General features: G+C 68.4%; 17 protein-coding genes and 1 pseudogene. 11 read left to right on the top strand and 7 right to left on the bottom strand.

Going from position 1 to position 21,598, the window contains the following annotated elements; all coding sequences use genetic code 11:
• From WT53_RS33485 to WT53_RS13120, 5 genes and pseudogenes are all read right to left on the bottom strand, one after another.
• Positions 1–134 (bottom strand): annotated as a pseudogene (locus WT53_RS33485) (ferritin-like domain-containing protein); the annotation flags it as partial.
• A gap of 466 nt (positions 135–600) precedes the next feature.
• Positions 601–1,827: a patatin-like phospholipase family protein gene (locus WT53_RS13105; RefSeq protein ID WP_059506346.1), complete on the bottom strand. Its 1,227-nt coding sequence runs from the start codon at positions 1,825–1,827 to the stop codon at positions 601–603.
• Positions 1,828–1,851: 24 nt separating this feature from the next.
• On the bottom strand, positions 1,852–2,607 hold the full coding sequence (locus WT53_RS13110) for a PhaM family polyhydroxyalkanoate granule multifunctional regulatory protein (RefSeq protein WP_060260236.1): 756 nt from the start codon (positions 2,605–2,607) through the stop codon (positions 1,852–1,854).
• 81 nt (positions 2,608–2,688) lie between these two features.
• On the bottom strand, positions 2,689–3,516 hold the full coding sequence (locus WT53_RS13115) for an enoyl-CoA hydratase/isomerase family protein (protein WP_006495425.1): 828 nt from the start codon (positions 3,514–3,516) through the stop codon (positions 2,689–2,691).
• A gap of 132 nt (positions 3,517–3,648) precedes the next feature.
• The gene (locus tag WT53_RS13120; protein ID WP_034208505.1) at positions 3,649–4,641 is read right to left on the bottom strand and encodes a fumarylacetoacetate hydrolase family protein; all 993 of its coding nucleotides are present in this window, start codon (positions 4,639–4,641) and stop codon (positions 3,649–3,651) included.
• Positions 4,642–4,768: 127 nt separating this feature from the next.
• Between WT53_RS13120 and WT53_RS13125 the strand changes: the two genes are divergently transcribed.
• From WT53_RS13125 to metH, 5 genes are all read left to right on the top strand, one after another.
• Positions 4,769–5,635 (top strand): IclR family transcriptional regulator, encoded by an 867-nt coding sequence (locus WT53_RS13125; protein ID WP_034208506.1) that lies wholly within the window; start codon positions 4,769–4,771, stop codon positions 5,633–5,635.
• A gap of 114 nt (positions 5,636–5,749) precedes the next feature.
• The gene (locus tag WT53_RS13130; RefSeq protein WP_060260243.1) at positions 5,750–7,003 is read left to right on the top strand and encodes a DUF3108 domain-containing protein; all 1,254 of its coding nucleotides are present in this window, start codon (positions 5,750–5,752) and stop codon (positions 7,001–7,003) included.
• 244 nt (positions 7,004–7,247) lie between these two features.
• The gene (locus WT53_RS13135) at positions 7,248–7,505 is read left to right on the top strand and encodes a DUF3567 domain-containing protein (RefSeq protein ID WP_006477667.1); all 258 of its coding nucleotides are present in this window, start codon (positions 7,248–7,250) and stop codon (positions 7,503–7,505) included.
• 214 nt (positions 7,506–7,719) lie between these two features.
• Complete coding sequence (locus WT53_RS13140; RefSeq protein ID WP_059785310.1) at positions 7,720–8,787, top strand: homocysteine S-methyltransferase family protein; 1,068 nt, start codon at positions 7,720–7,722, stop codon at positions 8,785–8,787.
• Between the two features lie 41 nt (positions 8,788–8,828).
• Positions 8,829–11,546 carry a methionine synthase gene (gene metH / locus WT53_RS13145; protein ID WP_060260240.1) on the top strand — a complete coding sequence of 906 codons (2,718 nt, stop codon included), beginning with the start codon at positions 8,829–8,831 and terminating at the stop codon, positions 11,544–11,546.
• A gap of 111 nt (positions 11,547–11,657) precedes the next feature.
• Here the strand turns inward: metH and WT53_RS13150 are convergent, their stop codons facing one another.
• Positions 11,658–11,981 carry a DUF1840 domain-containing protein gene (locus tag WT53_RS13150; RefSeq protein WP_006489103.1) on the bottom strand — a complete coding sequence of 108 codons (324 nt, stop codon included), beginning with the start codon at positions 11,979–11,981 and terminating at the stop codon, positions 11,658–11,660.
• 200 nt (positions 11,982–12,181) lie between these two features.
• Between WT53_RS13150 and argS the strand changes: the two genes are divergently transcribed.
• The 6 genes from argS (at position 12,182) to WT53_RS13180 (ending at position 20,318) form a co-directional block, all read left to right on the top strand.
• The gene (gene argS / locus WT53_RS13155) at positions 12,182–13,963 is read left to right on the top strand and encodes an arginine--tRNA ligase (protein ID WP_034208510.1); all 1,782 of its coding nucleotides are present in this window, start codon (positions 12,182–12,184) and stop codon (positions 13,961–13,963) included.
• Positions 13,964–14,097: 134 nt separating this feature from the next.
• Positions 14,098–14,982 carry an SPOR domain-containing protein gene (locus tag WT53_RS13160; RefSeq protein WP_034208511.1) on the top strand — a complete coding sequence of 295 codons (885 nt, stop codon included), beginning with the start codon at positions 14,098–14,100 and terminating at the stop codon, positions 14,980–14,982.
• A 69-nt stretch (positions 14,983–15,051) separates the two neighbouring features.
• On the top strand, positions 15,052–15,690 hold the full coding sequence (locus tag WT53_RS13165; RefSeq protein WP_034208512.1) for a thiol:disulfide interchange protein DsbA/DsbL: 639 nt from the start codon (positions 15,052–15,054) through the stop codon (positions 15,688–15,690).
• Positions 15,691–15,709: 19 nt separating this feature from the next.
• Positions 15,710–16,483 carry an SDR family oxidoreductase gene (locus tag WT53_RS13170; RefSeq protein ID WP_034208513.1) on the top strand — a complete coding sequence of 258 codons (774 nt, stop codon included), beginning with the start codon at positions 15,710–15,712 and terminating at the stop codon, positions 16,481–16,483.
• A 372-nt stretch (positions 16,484–16,855) separates the two neighbouring features.
• Positions 16,856–18,451 (top strand): ABC transporter substrate-binding protein, encoded by a 1,596-nt coding sequence (locus WT53_RS13175; RefSeq protein WP_034208514.1) that lies wholly within the window; start codon positions 16,856–16,858, stop codon positions 18,449–18,451.
• A gap of 199 nt (positions 18,452–18,650) precedes the next feature.
• Positions 18,651–20,318: an ABC-F family ATP-binding cassette domain-containing protein gene (locus tag WT53_RS13180; RefSeq protein ID WP_034208515.1), complete on the top strand. Its 1,668-nt coding sequence runs from the start codon at positions 18,651–18,653 to the stop codon at positions 20,316–20,318.
• Positions 20,319–20,334: 16 nt separating this feature from the next.
• On the opposite strand, the gene WT53_RS13185 is transcribed toward WT53_RS13180, so the two are convergent.
• Entirely contained in the window at positions 20,335–21,414 is a 1,080-nt protein-coding gene (locus WT53_RS13185; protein WP_034208516.1) for an MBL fold metallo-hydrolase, read from the bottom strand.
• Positions 21,415–21,598 lie beyond the last annotated feature (184 nt).

The raw sequence follows: 21,598 nt of genomic DNA on the forward strand, positions 1-21,598 counted from the left end.
TTCATCTTGATCGTCTTCGCCTGCTCGTCGGTGAGCAGCGAAGCGTCGAACCTGTCCCACGGAATGTCCTTCTCCATGTCCCAGCGGACGGCTTCGAGCGACCTGTAAAGTTCCGGATAAAGCATGGTGTTCATGATGGTCCCACCCCTGTTCTGCGCAATGCGACTTCTCTAAACGTGACTGTTGCCGCGCAAGCGCGCCACGCGCGCTTTTTGCAGCCAAGACTGTAATTTTACGCGGGAAACCGGCCCGCCGGACGCCGATTCCTCGTCCGGCAGCCAGGCGGCCGCGTTGCCGCCGTTGGGCATGCCGCCACCCGCTCCGTTCGGACGAAGCCGGCCGCGCTTGCCTGAGTGGGGGCCGGCGCTGGCCGGCTCGTTGGCGCGCCCGTCCCCTGCCCCAGGCGGGTGCCCCGAAAGGTCCCCGTGCGGATGCCGGATCGGCGGGCTGCTCGATATGGTGTATACGGCGGCGGCCATGATAGCACGCGTGCATGACGGTTCCGAGACGCCCGCCCGGTCGCGTGCCGCCAACCAAGGTGCGGCGATCGGTCGCGGCCGACCGTCGCGAAAACACAACCTGACAGTACGCCTGCGCGTGTCAGACCCGCATTTCGCCGGTCGCGAGGCCGTCTTCGGGCGGCGTGCCGGCCGCCGGCGCGCTGCCGCCGTCCGCATGCGCGATCCAGTCGGCGAGTGTCTCCCGCTGCGCCCGGCCGTCGCGGTAGCCGAGCTCGATCAGCTCGCGCGTGAACGCCTCCTCGAACAGCAGGTAACTGGCGAACGACGCGCCGGCCGGCTGGCTGCCGCCGATCGCACCGAGCAGCCCGCGCATCGTCGCCGGCATCTGCTTCAGGTGCTTCGCGGCAATCAGCTCGATGCGCTCGGACGGCGCGATCGCGAGCACGTCGACGTGCCGCCAGCCGCTGTCGACTTCGACCTGGTGCGGCAGGTGCTCGATCATCCGGTTGATGTGCTCGATCCGTTCGATGTCCGAGCCGATCGAGTCGAGGAACACGCTCGCGAGCACCTGCTGGCCGATCTGCGCGAGCGTCGGATAGCCGCGTGCCCGGCCCGCGCCGTTCGCGGCCGGAATCTCGGGCCGCGGATCGGCCGCGCCGATGACGACGATCCGGTGCGCGCCGAAGTGGATCGCCGGCGACAGCGGCGCGATCTGCCGGATCGAGCCGTCGCCGAAGTACTCGATCTGCCCGTCGAGCACGAGCGGCACGGCCGGGAACACGAACGGAATGGCCGACGACGCGAGCAGGTGCGACGCCGACAGGTCGACGAGCCGCGCGGTGCGTTGCGCGCGCCGCCACGCCTGGATCGGCTCGGCGGCCTGGTAGAACGTGAGATGCCGGCCGCTCGAATAGCTGAGCGCGGTGATCGCGAGCGCGTGCAGCAGGCGCGCCTCCAGCATCTGCTCGATCCGGTGAAAGCTCAGCTCGCGCTGCAGCAGGTGCGCGAGCGGCGTGTTGTCGAGCAGCCCGCGCGGCGAGCGGCGAGCCGCCCAGCCGAACGTCATCGTCGCGAGCCAGCGCGCGCCGGCGGCCGCGATGCCGAGCCAGTCGGTGCGGTACACGTATTCGGCGCGCAGCGGCTCCCAGAATTCGAGCAGGCGCCGCACGCCATGGGAAAAGTCGTCCGCGTGGCTGGCGATCGACGTCGCGTTGATCGCGCCGGCCGACGAGCCGCACACGACCGCGAACGGCAGCGTGTGCCGCCGCGGATCGGCCTCGCGCGCGATCTCGGCCAGCGCCTTGAGCACGCCGACCTGGTAGGCGGCGCGCGCGCCGCCTCCCATCAGAACGAGCGCGAGTCGCATGATCGACCTGCTACCTGCGCCGCATCACGTCGAGCGCTTCGGCGGACGCGTTTCGGGCGACGAAGCGGCCGCCGCGCGGGCCGCGGCCGAGCCGGACGGCTTCGCACGCTTCGCGGCGGGCTTGCGCGGCGCAGCCGCGGCCGGCTTCGCCGCGGATTCCGGCGCGGCAGCGGCCTGCGGCGACGCGGCGCCCGGCGCGGCAGGCTGCATGCCCGGCTGCGCCATCGCGAGGCTCGCGAGCTGGTTGAATTGCGTCTGCAGCAGGTTCCACCAGCCGGCCGGGTCGAACGGCTGCTGCGCGGGGTCGCCCGCCGGCGCATCCGCATCGGACGCCGCGGCGGCCGATGCCGCAGGGTCGGGCGCGGCCTCGCCCGCCGATGCGGGTTTCGCGGCCTGCGCGGCGGCCACGGCCGCTTCCTCGGCCGCCGACATCGAGCTTTGCGCGAACGCGCCGAACGCGCGCAGCGTCGCGAGCGTCGCGCGCTGCACCTCGAGCGCCTGGATCGCCGACTGCAGCATCCCGAGATTGAGCTTCAGCCACTGCTCGACCGCACGCAGATCGGTGATCCGTTTGTCGAGCTCCTCGACGTTCGTGAGCGGCGCCATCATGTCGGACATGCTCGACAGCGACGGCGGCAGCCCGTGCGCGGCGCCCGGAAACGGCGCCATCCCGCCGAACGGCGACATCCGGATCATGTCCCACATCCGGTCCATCATGTCGGCGGGCTGGAACCCGGCAAAGCCAGCGAAAGGGTTGGCGCCGGAGGTATCGGTCGTCATACGGGCATCCTGGTTGACTGGGGGAGCGAGGCGGCCGCCGTGCGTCGCGCAGCCGCGCGTGGTTCGATCATAGCGCGCACGTCAGAACGGCGCGTCGCCGGGAAACGCGGGCGGGCGCCGCTCGCGCAGCGAACGGATGCCTTCCTGCACGTCGGGCCCCGAAAAACCCATGAATTCGAGCGCGAGCGACGTATCGAAGGTCGGCCCGGCGGTGCGCAGCCAGTTGTTCAGCGCGTACTTGGTCCAGCGGATCGCCGACTGCGACCCGTGCGCGAGCCGCTCGGCCACTTCGTATGCCTTCGGCAGCAGGTCGGCCGGCTCGACCGCGAGCGAGACCAGCCCGATCCGCTCGGCCTCCTCGCCGCTCACGGGCTCGCACAGCATCAGGTAGTACTTCGCCTTCGCCATCCCGCACAGCAGCGGCCACACGATCGCCGCGTGGTCGCCGGCCGCGACGCCGAGCCGCGTGTGGCCGTCGATGATGCGCGCGTCCTTCGCGGCGATCGAGATGTCGGCGAGCAGCCCGGCGACGAGCCCCGCGCCGACGGCCGGGCCATGCATCGCCGACACGATCGGCTTGCTGCAGTTGATCACGTTGTAGACGAGGTCGCGCGCCTCGCGCCATACGCGGGCGCGCACGTCGAAATCGTTCGCCATGTCCTCGACGAGCGCGAGATCGCCGCCCGCCGAAAAGCCCTTGCCTTCGCCGCGGATCACCGCGACGCGCGTGTCGGGATCGCGATCGACGTCGCGCCAGATGTCGGCGAGCTCGCGATGCATGCGGGCGTTCGCGGTCGCGAGGCCGCTGCGGTTCGCGCCCTCGCCGCTCATCACGATGTCGAGCACGCCATGATCGCGGCGCGTCACCTTCAATGCTTCGTAACCGCCGTACGCGGCAAGATCGGCCATCTGCTGCTCCTTGTTCGACGTGCTCGAACGCTTGAATCGAGTGTAGCCAAGCCCGCGCGGTCAAACATCGGGCGAAACCCGGCGCGCGGGCCGAAGCCGGGTTTCGCCGCTGCGTGGCGTGCGCCGCGCGGCTTATGCCGCGCCGTCGGGCGGGGCGACCGACTGCTCGATCGCGCCGAAGATCGACTTGCCGGCCGCGTCGAACATCTCGATGCGCACGGTATCGCCGTAGCGCATGAATTCGGTCTGCGGCGCGCCGTGCTCGATCGTCTCGAGGCAACGCTTCTCGGCGATGCAGCAGTAGCCGCGCTTCGCGTCCTTGTTCGATACCGTGCCGGAGCCGACGATCGAGCCGGCACGCAGGTTGCGCGTCTTCGCCGCGTGCGCGATCAGCTGGCCGAAGTGGAACACCATGTCGGTGCCGGCGTCGGGCTGGCCGACCTTCTTGCCGTTCCAGTGGACGATCATCGGGCGGTGCACGCGGCCCGCGCGCCACTCGTCGCCGAGCTCGTCGGGCGTGACGGCGACCGGCGCGAACGCGGTGGCCGGCTTGCTCTGGAAGAAGCCGAAGCCCTTCGCGAGTTCGGCCGGAATCAGGTTGCGCAGCGACACGTCGTTTGCGAGCGTGACGAGCCGCACGGCCTTCAGCGCGTCGTCGGGCGACACGCTCATCGGCACGTCGCCGGTGATCACCGCGACTTCCGCCTCGAAATCGATGCCCCATTCCTCCGACGGGCACACGACGTCGTCGCGCGGCCCCAGGAAATCGTCGCTGCCGCCCTGGTACATCAGCGGATCGGTCCAGAACTCGGGCGGCATCTCGGCACCGCGCGCGCGGCGCACCAGCTCGACGTGGTTCACGTACGCGGAGCCGTCGGCCCACTGGAACGCGCGCGGCAGCGGCGCCATGCAGTCGGCCGGATCGAATGCGAACGCGTTGCGCGCGCGGCCGTGGTTCAGCGCGTCGTACAGGTCGCGCAGTTGCGGCGCGTAGAACGCCCAGTCGTCGAGGACGCGCTGCAGCGTCGGCGCGATCGCATCGGCAATCGCCGCGGTGTGCAGGTCGCGCGACACGACGATCAGCTGGCCGTCGCGCGTGCCGTCCTTCAGCGAAGCAAGTTTCATAGGGGATTGGCCGTTTTAGTGACGATGGAGGGAATCTATTTTACGATGGTGAATCCATGCGGCGCGCGATGATGACGCACGCCGTTTTCGCCCCGTTTCCCGACGCATTTTCGCGCACCCGTTGCCCATGCCCGCCAGCCCGCTTCCCGACGACGATCTCGCCGACTCCGATACCGACGACGCCGCGTCCGGCGACCACGGCGAGAAGGTCCGTTCCGGCATCCAGTCGATCGAGGTCGGCTTCCGCCTGCTCGACGTGCTGACGAGCGAGCCGCGCGCGATGATGCTGCGCGATCTCGCGCAGCGCGCGGGCATGAGTCCGGCGAAGGCGCACCGCTATCTGGTCAGCTTCTCGCGGCTCGGCGTCGTGTCGCAGGATCCCGTCTCGGGCCGCTACGAGCTGGGCGGCTTCGCGTTGCAGATGGGCCTCGCGCGGCTCGCGCGCGTCGACGGCGTGAAGCTCGCGCGGATCGCGCTGACCGAATTCCGCGATCGCCTCGACCAGACGGTCGGCATCGCGGTATGGGGCAACCAGGGGCCGACGATCGTGCACTGGATGGAATCGAGCCATCCGGCGAAGGCGTCGCTGAAGCTCGGCGACGTGATGCCGCTGCTCGGCTCCGCGACGGGGCTGCTGTTCGCCGCGTACCTGCCGCGCAGCAAGACCGCCGCGATGCTCGAGCGCGAGCTCGCCGATACGCGCCGCTCGCCGCACCACGGCGGCCCGCGCACGCTCGACGAAGTCGAAGCGGTGCTCGCCGACGTGCGCGCGCACCAGGCCGCGCGCGTCGAAGGGATGCTGCTGCCGACGATCCACGCGTTCTGCATGCCGGTGTTCGACGCGGTCGGCGAACTCGCGCTCGCGATCGTCGCGCTCGGCCAGGAAGGCTCGTTCGACATCGCGTGGGGCGGCGAGATCGACACCGCGCTGCGCGCCTGCGCACGGAAACTGTCTTACGAACTCGGCTATAGTCCCGACGCACGCGACGCCTGACGCCTCCGGTTCACGCCACGTCACGCATCGCGAACGCGCGGCGCATCCGGCGGTCCGATTCCTGTGGCGCGCGGCGCGCGCCCGACGTCAAGCAAGCGCCCCGATCCCGTTCCGATGCCCATACAGCCTGCCGACCTTCGCCCGAGTCACGCCCTGCCCCGCCGCTGGTTGCGCGTGGGCGTCGCGCTCGTCGCCGTGCTGGTGCTGCATGCGCTCGCCGGGTTCTGGCTGATGCGCAACCGCGAATCGTTCACGCCGCCGCCGCCCGCGGACATCCCCGTGCAGATCGAATTGCTGAAACCGCAGCCGATCGAGCGCCAGCCGGCGCCGCCGGCGCCGAAGCCGGTCGAACGCCCGGCCGCGCCCAAGGCCGCCGCGCCGCAGGCGGCCCCGCCGAAACCCGCGCCGTCGCGCGAGCCGGTCCTCACGTCGACGCAGACGGCCGAGCACGGCGAACCGCCGGCTGCCGCCGCATCCGCGGCAAGCGGTACGCCGGGCGCCTCGGGCGCACACGCCGCATCGGCCGCCAGCGCCGGCGCCGCGACACCGGGCCCCGCGACGACCGGCGTGAAGTTCGCCGTGCCGCCGTCCGGCGACCTGCAGTACGACACGTTCTACAACGGCATGCAGAACATGATCGGCACGATCCACTGGCGCACCGACGGGCACACCTACGACCTGTCGGTATCGATGCCCGTGCCGTTCGTCGGCCCGTTCACCTATCGCAGCGAAGGCCGCATCGACGCGTTCGGCGTCGCGCCCGACCGTTACGTCGAGAAGCGCGGCAAGCGGCCGGAAGACATCGCGATCTTCAACCGCGAGATCCGCCAGGTCGTGTTCACGCGCACGCCGAACAACGCGCCGCTGCCCGACGGCGTGCAGGACCGCTTCAGCATGCTGATGCAGTTGTCGGGGCTCGTACGCGGCAATCCCGCCGCCTACAAACCGGGCGTCACCCAGCAATTCTTCGTGATCGACAACAACAGCGGCGAGACCTGGCCGATCACCGTGATCGGCGACGAGCAGGTGCAGACGCAGGCCGGCATCGTCGCCGCGCGGCACTTCATGCGCCTGCCGCGCCGCGAAGGCGACACGCGCCGCATCGACATGTGGCTCGCGCCGTCGCTCGGCTGGCTGCCCGCGCGGCTCGTGCAGAGCGAGCCGAACGGTGCGCAGATCGAGCTGCTGTGGCACGGCCGCCTCGCCGCACCGGACGTGCCTGCCGAACCCGCACCGCCAGGCGGCGCAACGAACGCGCCCGCCGCCGCACCGGCCGCCGATGCATCGGCCGCGCCGCCCGCGCCACCTGCGCAAGCGGCACCGCCCGCGACGATGCAACCGCCTGCCTCATCGGCTGTCACACAGTGAACGCGCACGAATCGGCAATTTCGACCGACTACAGATTTCCGAAAAATGGCCGATGACACTCTTTAACAACTATTTCAGTCCACCGGCTCACAATGAGAAACGTTTGATAGACATCGGCTTCTAACCGATACACCCCACGCAAACGGGAGAACGGGGTGTGCAGCGCAAGCCCCTTGAAACCGGCAAGGCTCGCCCCACCTAGGGGACAACAAGGCCAGATGCCACTGCGAAGAGGAGTGCCGCCATGCAAATGATCTACAACAGCCCCAACTACTGCGTCGTCGAATTTGCGCCGCAGGCCGGCCATCACCTGATGAATGCCGGCGGATACGAAATCGTCGACAAGAACGCGCAGCGCGAAATCTTCATCGACGGCGAACTTGCCGAGCGATTCCGCGCGCACGTGAAGCAGCTGATCGAGGATGAACCGTCGCTCGACGAAGTCGACGAATTCCTCGGACAATTCGACAGCCTGATGATGATGCCCGTCGTGCTGCACTGACGACTCGCGGCCCGGCGCGTCGCGCGGCCGGGCCATTCGCCGCGCCCCGCGCGGCGCCGCGTGCACTCCGATCCTGCCCCCGTCCGGTTCGCCGGCGGGGGCTTTCATTTGACGGGCCGTCTTGACGGGCCGTCCGGCCGGCGCGGCGAGCGACGGCGACCGCTTGACGCACCGGCTACAATGACGGTTTTCCGTCTTCGCCGGTCTTTCGCCCATGTCTGCGACTCCTCTCGCCGCTTCCGTCCCGCTCGACGCGCCCTACACGCGCGGCGCCGCCCTGCCCGCGCTGCTGAAATCGCGCATCCTGATCCTCGACGGCGCGATGGGCACGATGATCCAGCGCTACAAGCTCGACGAGGCCGCGTATCGCGGCGAGCGCTTCAAGGATTTCCCGCGCGACATCAAGGGCAACAACGAGCTGCTGTCGCTCACGCAGCCGCAGATCATCCGCGAGATCCACGACCAGTACTTCGCGGCCGGCGCCGACATCGTCGAAACGAACACGTTCGGCGCGACGACCGTCGCGCAGGCCGACTACGGGATGGAAGATCTCGTCGTCGAGATGAACGTCGAATCGGCGAAGCTCGCACGCGAATCGGCCGCGAAATACGCGACGCCGGACAAACCGCGCTTCGTCGCCGGCGCGATCGGGCCGACGCCGAAGACGGCGAGCATCTCGCCGGACGTCAACGATCCGGGCGCGCGCAACGTCACGTTCGACGAGCTGCGCGACGCGTACTACCAGCAGGCGAAGGCGCTGCTCGACGGCGGCGTCGACCTGTTCCTCGTCGAAACGATCTTCGACACGCTGAACGCCAAGGCCGCGCTGTTCGCGCTCGACGAGCTGTTCGAGGACACCGGCGAGCGCCTGCCGATCATGATCTCGGGCACCGTCACCGATGCGTCCGGCCGGATCCTGTCGGGCCAGACGGTAGAAGCGTTCTGGAATTCGCTGCGTCACGCGAAGCCGCTCACGTTCGGCCTGAACTGCGCGCTCGGCGCGGCGCTGATGCGCCCGTACATCGCCGAGCTCGCGAAGCTGTGCGACACCTACGTGTCGTGCTACCCGAACGCGGGCCTGCCGAACCCGATGAGCGACACCGGTTTCGACGAAACCCCCGACGTCACGTCGGGCCTGCTGAAGGAATTCGCGCAGGCCGGGCTCGTGAACCTCGCGGGCGGCTGCTGCGGCACGACGCCCGAGCACATCGCCGAGATCGCGAAGGCGCTCGCCGGCGTGAAGCCGCGCCGCTGGCCGAACCAGTACAGCGACAACGCCTGACCCGACCGCCCCAGTCCTTCATCACCAGAATCCGCACCGCCATGACCGATCACATGATGCGCCTTGCCGGCCTCGAGCCGTTCAACGTCACGCCCGGGACGCTCTTCATCAACGTCGGCGAACGCACCAACGTCACCGGCTCGAAGGCGTTCGCACGGATGATCCTCAACGGCCAGTTCGACGAGGCGCTCGCCGTCGCACGCCAGCAGGTCGAGAACGGCGCGCAGGTGATCGACGTCAACATGGACGAAGCGATGCTCGATTCGAGGGCGGCGATGGTACGCTTCCTCAACCTGATCGCGTCGGAGCCCGACATCGCGCGCGTGCCGATCATGATCGACTCGTCGAAGTGGGACGTGATCGAGGCCGGCCTGAAGTGCGTGCAGGGCAAGGCGATCGTGAACTCGATCTCGCTGAAGGAAGGCGAGGATGCGTTCCGCCACCACGCGAACCTGATCCGCCGCTACGGCGCGGCCGCGGTCGTGATGGCGTTCGACGAAACCGGCCAGGCCGACACCTACGAACGCAAGACCGAGATCTGCAAGCGCTCGTACGACTTCCTCGTGAACGAAGTCGGCTTCCCGCCGGAAGACATCATCTTCGACCCGAACATCTTCGCGGTCGCGACCGGCATCGACGAGCACAACAACTACGCAGTCGACTTCATCGAGGCGACCCGCTGGATCAAGCAGAACCTGCCGTACGCGAAGGTGAGCGGCGGCGTGTCGAACGTGTCGTTCTCGTTCCGCGGCAACGACCCGGTGCGCGAGGCGATCCATACCGTGTTCCTGTATCACGCGATCCAGGCCGGGATGGACATGGGGATCGTGAACGCGGGCCAGCTCGGCGTGTACGCGGATCTCGATCCCGAACTGCGCGAGCGCGTCGAGGACGTGATCCTGAACCGCCGGCCGGATTCCACCGATCGCCTGCTCGAGATCGCCGACAAGTTCAAGACCGGCGCCGCGAAGAAGGAAGAAAACCTCGAATGGCGCAACCAGCCGGTCGAGAAGCGGCTCGCGCATGCGCTCGTGCACGGGATCACGAACTTCATCGTCGAGGACACCGAAGAAGCGCGCGCGAAGATCGCCGCCGCCGGCGGCCGCCCGATCAACGTGATCGAAGGGCCGCTGATGGACGGGATGAACGTCGTCGGCGACCTGTTCGGCCAGGGCAAGATGTTCCTGCCGCAGGTCGTGAAGTCGGCGCGCGTGATGAAGCAGGCGGTCGCCCACCTGATCCCGTTCATCGAGGAAGAAAAGCGCCTGCTCGCGGAAGCGGGCGGCGACGTGCGCGCGAAGGGCAAGATCGTCATCGCGACCGTGAAGGGCGACGTGCACGACATCGGCAAGAACATCGTGTCGGTCGTGCTCCAGTGCAACAACTTCGAAGTGGTCAACATGGGCGTGATGGTCCCGTGCAACGAGATCCTCGCGAAGGCGAAGGTCGAGGGCGCGGACATCATCGGGCTGTCGGGCCTCATCACGCCGAGCCTCGAGGAAATGGCGTACGTCGCGTCCGAAATGCAGCGCGACGACTACTTCCGCGTGAAGAAGATCCCGCTCTTGATCGGCGGCGCCACGACGTCGCGCGTGCACACGGCCGTGAAGATCGCGCCGCACTACGAAGGCCCGGTCGTCTACGTGCCGGACGCGTCGCGCTCGGTGTCGGTCGCGTCGAACCTGCTGTCGGACGAAGGCGCGGCGAAGTACCTCGACGAGCTGAAGTCGGACTACGAACGCATCCGCGACCAGCACGCGAATCGCAAGGCGCAGCCGATGGTCACGCTCGGAGAGGCGCGCGCGAACAAGACCAAGGTCGACTGGGCGAACTACACGCCGGTGAAGCCGAAGTTCATCGGGCGGCGCGTATTCAAGAACTACGACCTGAACGAGCTCGCGAACTACATCGACTGGGGCCCGTTCTTCCAGACCTGGGACCTCGCGGGGCCATACCCGGCGATCCTGAACGACGAGATCGTCGGCGAATCGGCGCGGCGCGTGTTTTCCGACGCGAAGTCGATGCTCGCGCGGCTGATCCAGGGCCGCTGGCTGACCGCGAACGGCGTGATCGCGCTGCTGCCGGCGAACACGGTGAACGACGACGACATCGAGATCTACAGCGACGAGTCGCGCTCGGAAGTGCTGCTCACGTGGCGCAACCTGCGCCAGCAGAGCGTGCGCCCGGTCGTCGACGGCGTGATGCGGCCGAACCGCTCGCTCGCCGATTTCATCGCGCCGAAGGAATCGGGCGTCGCCGACTACATCGGGATGTTCGCGGTGACGGCCGGCCTCGGCGTCGACGCGAAGGAAAAGCAGTTCGAAGCCGACCACGACGACTACAGCGCGATCATGCTGAAGGCGCTCGCCGACCGTTTCGCGGAAGCGTTCGCGGAAGCGATGCACGCACGCGTGCGGCGCGAGCTGTGGGGCTACGCGAGCGGCGAGACGCTCGACAACGACGCGCTGATCGCCGAGAAGTACGCAGGCATCCGCCCGGCGCCCGGCTACCCGGCCTGCCCCGACCACCTCGTGAAACGCGACATGTTCGACGTGCTGCACGCGGACGAGATCGGCATGAGCGTGACGGATTCGCTGGCGATGCTGCCGGCGGCGAGCGTGTCGGGCTTCTACCTCGCGCATCCGGACAGCCGCTATTTCTCGGTCGGCAAAATCGGGCAGGATCAGCTCGAGGACTACGCGCAGCGCATGGCGCTGTCGCTCGACGACGCGCGCCGCGCGCTCGCGCCGCAGCTCTGATCGATGCAAACGAGAGGCCCGGCCTCCTTTTGATCAGACAAAAGAAAAAGCCCGCTCGAAAGCGGGCTTTTTCGTGTCTGGCGAACCTGTCGACCCGCCCGGCAAGGAAGCTCAGAAGCCCCAGTGCACGTCGGCCTGACCGGCCTTCGCCTCGCGCAGCATCGTCAGGAACGGCGCGACGCGCTGGGCCAGGCTCGGCGGCACTTCGTGGTGCGCGTGGTCGGCTTCGTCCTCGTGGAAATGGCCGGCGTGCTCCGCACGCTCCTGCTTCGCCTGCGCGACCGCGCCTTCCAGCTTGGCGATCGCGTGGTCCAGTTCGTCGTGCGTGATCACACCGCGCTCGCCCAGCTGCTTGCCGACGAGACCCAGCACATACACGGCGAAATCCTTCAGCACGTCGAGATCCTGTGCCGCCTTGCTCTTGAACGTAATCATGACAATTCCCTTTTCATCTTGTTGTGCCTGCGCGGCGCGGTTGGGGAACGCCGACAGACCGGCGTCCGGCCTCGCGGACGCGGGCCGCCTGAGCGGCATATTAGCACCTGTTAAAATTCTGCGATCCCTGAAACGCGCGCTTAAAAAGCGCGCCGGCGGCCCGGCGTTTCCGGCCGCCACCAACGAAGCCTTCTACCAGCATGCTGCCAGCACACAAACAGACCCTCGAAGCCCTGCTCGCGGATAGCGTCAAGCAGGTCGCACACGCGCTGAAAGGCGCCGACGCGGCATTCGTCGCCCCGGCCATCACGCTGGAGCGCCCGAAGGTCGCCGCGCACGGCGACGTCGCGTGCAACGTCGCGATGCAGCTCGCGAAGCCGCTCGGCACGAACCCGCGCCAGCTCGCCGAACGGATCGTCGCCGCACTCACCGCGCAGCCGGCCGCGCAAGGCCTCGTCGAAGCCGCCGAGATCGCCGGCCCCGGCTTCATCAACCTGCGCCTGTCGGCCGCCGCGAAACAGGCGGTGATCGCCGCCGTGTTCGACCAGGGCCGCGCGTTCGGCACGTCGGATCGCGAGAAGGGCAAGCGGGTGCTGCTCGAATTCGTGTCGGCCAATCCGACGGGCCCGCTGCACGTCGGCCACGGCCGCCAGGCCGCGCTCGGCGACGTGCTCGCGAACGTGATCGCGAGCCAGGGCTACACGGTGCACCGCGAGTTCTACTACAACGACGCGGGCGTGCAGATCGGCAACCTGGCGATCTCGACGCAGGCGCGCGCCCGCGGCCTGAAGCCGGGCGACGCGGGCTGGCCGGAAGCCGCGTACAACGGCGAGTACATCGCCGACATCGCGCGCGACTACCTGAACGGCGAAACGGTCGCCGCATCGGACGGCGAGCCGGTCAAGGGCGCGGGCGACGTCGAGGATCTCGACGCGATCCGCAAGTTCGCGGTCACGTACCTGCGTCGCGAGCAGGACATGGACCTGCAGGCATTCGGCGTGAAGTTCGACCAGTACTACCTCGAATCGTCGCTGTACAGCGAAGGCCGCGTCGAGAAGACGGTCGACGCGCTGGTCAAGGCCGGGATGACCTACGAGCAGGACGGCGCGCTGTGGCTGCGCACGACCGACGAAGGTGACGACAAGGATCGCGTGATGCGCAAGTCGGACGGCACGTACACGTACTTCGTGCCGGACGTCGCGTATCACGTGACGAAGTGGGAGCGCGGCTTCACGAAGGTGATCAACATCCAGGGTTCGGACCACCACGGCACGATCGCGCGCGTGCGCGCCGGCCTGCAGGGGCTGCACATCGGGATCCCGAAGGGCTATCCCGACTACGTGCTGCACAAGATGGTCACCGTGATGCGCGACGGCCAGGAAGTGAAGATCTCGAAGCGCGCGGGCAGCTACGTGACGGTGCGCGACCTGATCGAATGGTCGGGCGGCGCGGCGCCGGGCCAGGAAGCGGCGCCCGACCTGATCGACGAGGCGACCATCACGCGCGGCCGCGACGCGGTGCGTTTCTTCCTGATCTCGCGCAAGGCCGATACCGAGTTCGTGTTCGACATCGACCTCGCGCTGAAACAGAACGACGAGAACCCGGTCTATTACGTGCAGTACGCGCATGCGCGGATCTGCTCGGTGCTCAACGAACTGAAGTCGCGCTACAACGTCGACGTCGCGCAACTGCCGGGCGCCGACCTGTCGCAACTGACCAGCGCGCAAGCGGCATCGCTGATGCAGAAGCTGGCCGAGTACCCGGACATGCTCACGCACGCGGCGAACGAGCTCGCGCCGCACGCGGTCGCGTTCTACCTGCGCGATCTCGCTGGCGAATTCCACTCGTTCTACAATGCGGAGCGCGTGCTGGTCGACGACGAAGCGCCGCGCAATGCGCGCGCCGCGCTGCTCGCCGCGACCCGGCAGGTGCTCGAGAACGGCCTGGCAGTGCTCGGCGTATCCGCGCCCGCCAAGATGTAACGGATGTCAGCGCGGCCCGAACCGGGCCGCGAATGGCCGCGGCAGCGCCCGCCGCCGGATGCCCGTCATCGGATGCCCGCCGTCGGATGCCCGTCGCAGCCTTTTCACGATTCTTTTTGCAGGTGACTCAAGCAATGGCACAACCACGCCGCACTTCGAAACAATCGAAACAAGCCGGAGGAACATTTCTTGGAATCGTGCTGGGCCTGATCGTCGGCCTCGCGATCGCCGTGGTGGTGGCGCTCTACATCACGCGTTCGCCGTCGCCGTTCGTGTCGAAGGTCGCGCCGCCGCCGGCCGACAACGGCGCGAGCCAGCCGCAGCAGTTCGACCCGAATCGCGCGCTGCAGGGCAAGACGCCCGGCCAGCCGGTGCCGCAGGCCGCGCAGCCCGCACCGCCGAACACCGCGCCCGGCCAGGCCGCGAACCAGACCCAGGGCGGCCTGCTGCCCGAGCCGCAGATCGTCGAAGTGCCGCCGTCGGGTAACACGAACGGCGCCACCGGCTCGAGCAACACCGCGTCGAACACGCCGTCGTCGGGCAACGGCGTCGCCGTCGCACCGAAGCCGGCCGACACCACGCCGCCGCCGAAGAAGACGCAACAGGCGCAGCAACAGCAGCAAGGCGGCGAGGACGACCTCGCGCGCTTCGCCGCGCAGAAGCAGGCGCAGCAAGCCGCCGCGCAAAAGCAGCAACAGCAGCAGGCCGCGAACACGCCGAAGCCGACGTCGTCGGCCACGGCCGCGGCGGCCGCGAAGCCGCCGACCGCGAACGACGCGAACACCGGCTACTTCCTGCAGGTCGGTGCGTACAAGACGGAAGGCGATGCCGAGCAGCAGCGTGCGCGCCTCGGCTTCCAGGGCTTCGAATCGAAGGTGTCGAAACGCGACGTCAGCGGCGTGACCTATTTCCGCGTGCGCGTCGGTCCGTTCTCGAAGTTCGAGGATATGAACTCGGCCCGTCAGCGCCTGTCCGATGCAGGTGTCGACACGGCGGTGATCCGCTTCACGAAGCAGTAAGCAGCCGGCCGCACCCACGCAGAACCCGTTACGTTTCGTAACCCGAGCAACCGATTCGACGTCCACAACATGAAAAAACTGCTTAGCACGCTCCTTCTGTCCCTCGGCCTGGCTGCCGGCCTGGCCCAGGCGACGCCCGCCGCACCGGTGTCCGGCAAGGACTTCGAGGTGATGAAGTCGCCGCAGCCGGTGTCCGCGCCGGCCGGCAAGGTCGAGGTGATCGAGTTCTTCTGGTACGGCTGCCCGCACTGCTACGAATTCGAGCCGACGATCGAGGCCTGGGTGAAGAAACAGGGCAACAACATCGACTTCAAGCGCGTGCCGGTCGCTTTCCGTGACGATTTCCTCCCGCACTCGAAGCTGTTCTATGCGGTGTCCGCACTCGGCATCTCCGAGAAGGTCACGCCGGCGATCTTCAACGCGATCCACAAGCAGAAGAACTACCTGCTGACGCCGCAGGCGCAGGCCGATTTCCTGGCCACGCAGGGCGTCGACAAGAAGAAGTTCATGGACGCGTACAACTCGTTCAGCGTGCAGGGCGAAGTGAACCAGTCGGCCAAGCTGCTGAAGGACTACGCGATCGACGGCGTGCCGACGGTTGTCGTCCAGGGCAAGTACAAGACGGGCCCGGCTTACACGAACAGCATCCCGGGTACCGCCCAGGTGCTCGACTTTCTCGTGAAGCAGGTCCAGGACAAGAAGCTCTGATCCCCGCCCGCGCGTCGGCATGACTACTCCGCTGAAGGTCTTCATCACCGGCGCGTCGAGCGGCCTCGGCCTCGCGATGGCCGAGGAATACGCCCGCCAGGGCGCCACGCTCGCGCTCGTCGCGCGACGCACCGATGCACTCGATGCGTTCGCGCGGCGTTTCCCGACGCTGTCCGTCTCCGTCTATTCCGCCGACGTGCGCGACGCCGATGCGCTCGCAACGGCCGCCGCATCGTTCATCGCCGCGCACGGCTGCCCCGACGTCGTGATCGCGAACGCGGGCATCAGCCAGGGCGCCGTCACCGGCCAGGGCGATCTCGCGGCGTTCCGCGACGTGATGGACATCAACTACTACGGGATGGTCGCGACGTTCGAGCCGTTCGTCGGCCCGATGACGGCCGCGCGCCACGGCACGCTGGTCGGCGTCGCGAGCGTCGCCGGCGTGCGCGGACTGCCCGGCTCCGGCGCGTACAGCGCGTCGAAATCGGCCGCGATCAAGTATCTCGAGGCGTTGCGCGTCGAACTGCGCCCGGCCGGCGTCAGCGTCGTGACGATCGCGCCCGGCTACATTCGCACGCCGATGACCGCGCACAACCCGTACCGGATGCCGTTCCTGATGGACGCCGACCGCTTCGCCGCGCGCGCGGCACGCGCGATCGCCCGGCAGCACGCGTTCCGCGTGATTCCGTGGCAAATGGGTGTCGTCGCGAAGGTGCTGCACGTGCTGCCGCGCTGGCTGTACGATCGCCTGTTCGAAAAGGCGCCGCGCAAGCCGAAGGCCGGCGCGCACTGACGATCCGCCGAGACGGCCCGCGCGATGTACGCCGGGCCTTCTCGCTGCGCCGACGCGTCGACGCGCCGGTTTGGCGACGCCTTCCACGGCCTATTCGCCACGTCCGCCGCATGCTTCGACGCGCTGACCCCGCCATCTCCGTCGTCCGCCTTCCCGCCTTCCCGCCGCTTCAGCCGCACCTTCCGCTGCATCGACACCCGTTCCGTCGCGAACGCAGCCGTTTTTCGGTCAATTCGCCGCGTTCCGGCGCCTTTTTTCACGCGTCGCGCGCTTTGACGGTATGCTATTCGCCAGCCGCGCCGGCCCTGCCTGCTTCCGGGCCGCGCCTGCCTCCGTCATCCAGCGAAAAACACGCGCCACGTGGGAGATCCTATGCACGTCAAGCTGTTCGCCGCGGCCGCCGTCGCCGCCGCCCTTGCCGCCCCCGGCCTCGCCGCCGCCAAACCGCTCACCGTCTGCACGGAATCGAGCCCGGACGGTTTCGACGTCGTGCAGTACAACTCGCTCGTCACGACCAACGCATCGGCCGACGTGATCTTCAACACGCTCGTGTCCTACGACGAAGCCACGAAGAAGGTCGTGCCAGCGCTCGCCGACAAATGGGAAACGAGCGCCGACGGCCTCACGTACACGTTCCACCTGCGCCCGAACGTCGCGTTCCAGACCACCGACTATTTCAAGCCGGGCCGCCCGCTCGACGCGGACGACGTCGTGTTCACGTTCACGCGGATGCTCGACGATGCGAATCCGTGGCACAAGGTGGCCGGCGCGAGCGGCTTCCCGCACGCGCAGTCGATGGGCCTCGTGAAGCTCGTGAAGTCGGTCACGAAAGTCGACGACAGCACGGTGAAGTTCGTGCTGAACGAACCGAACGCGACGTTCGTGCCGATCCTGACGATGGGCTTCGCGTCGATCTACTCGGCCGAGTACGCGGACCAGCTGCTGAAGGCCGGCAAGCAGGCCGACCTGAACGCGAAGCCGGTCGGCACCGGCCCGTTCGTGCTGAAGAGCTATACGAAGGACGCGCTGATCCGCTACGACGCGAATCCGACGTACTGGGGCACGAAGCCGAAGGTCGACCGGCTGATCTACGCGATCACGCCCGACCCGTCGGTGCGCCTGCAGAAGGTGAAGGCCGGCGAATGCCAGATCGCGCTGTCGCCGAAGCCGCAGGACGTGCTCGCCGCGAAGGGCGAAAGCGCGCTGAAGGTCGTGCAGACGCCCGCGTTCATGACCGCATTCGTCGCGTTGAACACGCAGAAGAAGCCGCTCGACAACGACAAGGTGCGCGAGGCGCTGAATCTCGCGTTCGACCGCGCAACCTACCTGAAGGTCGTGTTCGACAATACCGCGACGGCCGCGAACAACCCGTATCCGCCGAACACGTGGAGCTACGCGAAGGACGTCGCGCCGTATGCGTACGATCCCGCGAAGGCGAAACAGTTGCTCGCGCAGGCCGGCTTCCCGAACGGTTTCTCGACGACCATCTGGACGCGCCCGACCGGCAGCGTGCTGAACCCGAACCCGAAGGTCGGCGCGGAACTGCTGCAGGCCGACCTCGCGAAGATCGGCGTGAAGGCCGAGGTCAAGGTGATCGAATGGGGCGAGCTGATCAAGCAGGCGAAGCTCGGCCAGCATGACATGCTGTTCATGGGCTGGGCCGGCGACAACGGCGATCCGGACAACTACCTGTCGCCGCTGTTCAGTTGCAACGCGGTGAAGTCGGGCATCAACTTCGCGCGCTTCTGCGATGCGCAGCTCGACAAGCTGATCGCCGACGGCAAGTCGACCGCCGACCAGGCCAAGCGCGCGAAGCTGTACGAAAGCGCGCAGAAGATCATCCACGACCAGGCGCTGTGGATCCCGCTCGGCTACCCGACCGCGGCCGCGCTCACGCGCACGAACGTGAGCGGCTATCGCGTCAGTCCGTTCGGGCGGCAGAATTTCACGACGGTCGCCGTGCAGTAACGCGACCCGCGCGCGTGGCGCGCAAGCGACGGTGCGTCGGGCCGTCGCTTGCGGCCCGCGCGCCGCGCTTGCTACACTGCGCGCTCATTCCTCATACCGGACGCCAGCCAAAGTGAATAACTAAGCCTTCCCGAAATGTTTTCGCCGCCGTGCCACGCACGCCGCGCGCGAAGGTCTTCACGCATTTTCGGAGGTGCTTATGGCTGCTGCCACGCCGACCGGCGCGCTCGTCGCGCTTCATCACGTTTCCTTCCGCTTCGACGACGGCGTCACGCTGTTCGATTCGCTCGACCTGTCCATCGACCGCACGCCGACCGGCATCGTCGGCCGCAACGGCGTCGGCAAGAGCCTGCTCGCGCAATTGATCGCGGGCCGCCGCGCGCCGAGTGCGGGTGCCATCGAGCGGCATACGCAGGTCGTCTACGTCGCGCAGCAGCACGACCGCGACGACACGGCGGCCGCCCCGCGGACCGTCGCGCAGATCGCCGCGCTCGATGCGCCGCTCGGCGCGCTCGATGCGCCGCTCGGCGCGCTCGCGCGTCTCGCCGACGGCCGCGCGGCGCCGCACGACTTCGAGCTGATCGGCGATCGCTGGGATCTCGCGGAGCGGCTGCGCACCGCGCTCGACGCGGCCGGCCTGCACGACGTCCACGCCGACACGCCCGCGCATACGCTGAGCGGCGGCCAGCTCGCGCGCGTCGCGCTGATCGGCGCGCTGCTGTCGGACGCCGGCCTGCTCGTGCTCGACGAACCGACCAACCATCTCGACGCACCGGGCCGCGCATGGCTGCGCGCGGCGCTCGACGGCTGGCGCGGCGGAGTCGTCGTCGTGAGCCACGACCGCGCGCTGCTCGCCGGCGTGCAACGCATCGTCGAGCTGACGCCGCACGGTGCACGCTCGTACGGCGGCAACTACGCGCTCTACCGCGCGCAACGCGACGCGCAACAGGACGCCGCGCAAGCGGCGCTCGACCACGCGCGCACCGAGCGCGGGCGCGTGCGGCGCAGGCTCGAACAGGAACACGACACGATCCAGCGTCACGCGGCCGCGTCGCTGCGCGGCGCGAAGACGGCCAACCTGTCGTCGATGGCGAAACAGCGCCGCAAGGGTGCGGCGCGCAGCATCATGGGACAGGTCCGGCGCCATCAGGACGATTTCAAGACAACGCTCGACGAACGCGTGCAGCACTCGGCCGCGCGCGTCGACGCCGCGGCGCCCGTGCTGGTATCGCTGCCGGGCACCGAGGTCAGCGCACGCCGCCAACTGTTCACGCTCGAACGCGCGCAACTGCCGTGGTGCGTCGCGGGCGACGCCGACGCGATCACGTGGTCGGCGAGCGGCGCGGTGCGCATCGCGCTGACGGGCCCGAACGGCTGCGGCAAGTCGACGTTGCTGAGGATGCTCGCGGGCGAACTGGCGCCGCGCTCGGGCACCTGCACGACGCACGTGAGCGCCGCGTATCTCGACCAGCGGCTCGCGCTGCTGGACCCGGCGCGCTCGATCGTCGAGCAGTTGCGCCTGCTCGATACGCCGCTTGCCGAAGGCGACCTGCGCAGCCGCCTCGCGCTGCTGCAACTCGACGCGACACGGGCGACGCAACCGGCGCGGCAACTGAGCGGCGGCGAACGGCTGAAGGCCGCGCTCGCGTGTGCGTTGTGGCGCGGCACGCCCGCGCAACTGCTGCTGCTCGACGAGCCGACCAATCACCTCGATCTCGAATCGGTGCGCGCGATCGAAGCGGCGCTGGCCGGCTTCCCGGGTGCGATCGTGGTTGCGTCGCACGACGCCGCGTTTCTCGCGGCGCTCGAGCCGACACACACGATGCAGTGGCAGCGCGACGGGTGGCACTACGAACCCGTCGCGTAAGGAGAACGAAGCAGTCTCAGTGGGCGGTACGGAACCGCAGCACGCCGTCGTCGCCCTGCTCGCGCACGAGTTCGCCCGCGAGCCACAGCAGGTTCAGGTGCGCGAGCGCCTCGCCGAGCGCGAACGTCATCTGGTGGATGTCGAGCTCGCGGCGGCGGAACATGATCGGCACGATGTCGGCCGCGCTCCGCGGCTGCTCCGCGCACGCGACACGCACTTCGGCCAGGCGCGCATCGTGATGTTCGCGCAGTTGCGCGATGCGCGTGCGCACGCCGCGAAACGGCTTGCCGTGCGACGGCAGCACGAGCGTGTCGGGCGCCATCGTCTCGTAGCGGCCGAGCGATTCGAGGTACAACGCGAGCGGGTTCGCTTCCGGTTCGAGGTCGAACACCGACACGTTCGTCGAGATGCGCGGCAGCACCATGTCGCCGGAAATCAGCACGCCGTCCGCTTCGCTGTGGAGCGCGCAATGTTCAGGCGAATGGCCGAAGCCGGTGACGACGCGCCACGTGCGCGCGCCGATCGCGACCGCGTCGCCTTCGCGCAGGCGCCGGTAGCGCGGCGGCACGGCCGGCACGAGATCCGAGTAATAGCTGCGGCGGTTGCGCAGCTTGTCGAGCGCGGCCGGATCGGTCAGCCCGTGGCGCGCGAAGTGATCGGCGGCGGCCGCGCCGCCCGCGTTCGAGCCGTTACCGGCCGCCATCAGGCAGCCGAACAGGTATTCGCCGAGCGTCATCCACAGCCGCACGTTCCAGCGGCCCTTGTCGCCGCCTTCGCACAGCCAGTTCGCGAGGCCGAAGTGATCGGGGTGGCAGTGCGTGACGAGTACGCGCAGCACGGGCAGGCCGTCGAGATGCGTGTCGAAGATCTGCTCCCAGTGCGTGCGGATCGCGTCCGACGCGATCCCGCAGTCGACGATCGTCCAGCCAGCCTGCCCGTCGATCTCGTCGCGCAGCAGCCAGAGATTGATGTGATCGAGCGAGAACGGCAGCGGCATGCGCAGCCAGCGCACGCCGGGCGCGACCTCGAACGTGTCGCCCGGGGCGGGCAGCGTATCGGCGAAGGGGTAGTCGAGTTGGTGTTCCAGGGCGTTCATCGGTGGGGCGTCTCGTCGTTATCGGTGCGAATGCGTGCCGGCGGCAGCGCGCGGCGGGCGGTGCGTCGATTCTATCGCCGTCGCGCGAAACAGGTGCCCGACGAGCATCGGCCCGCCAGAAAAAAGTTCGTGTCAGAATCGGTCCCGTACCCGCATCTTTACGCGAAGATGCATCGAACGGCGC

It is taken from the genome of Burkholderia sp. MSMB2157WGS (genome assembly GCF_001532755.1).
GTDB lineage: Bacteria > Pseudomonadota > Gammaproteobacteria > Burkholderiales > Burkholderiaceae > Burkholderia.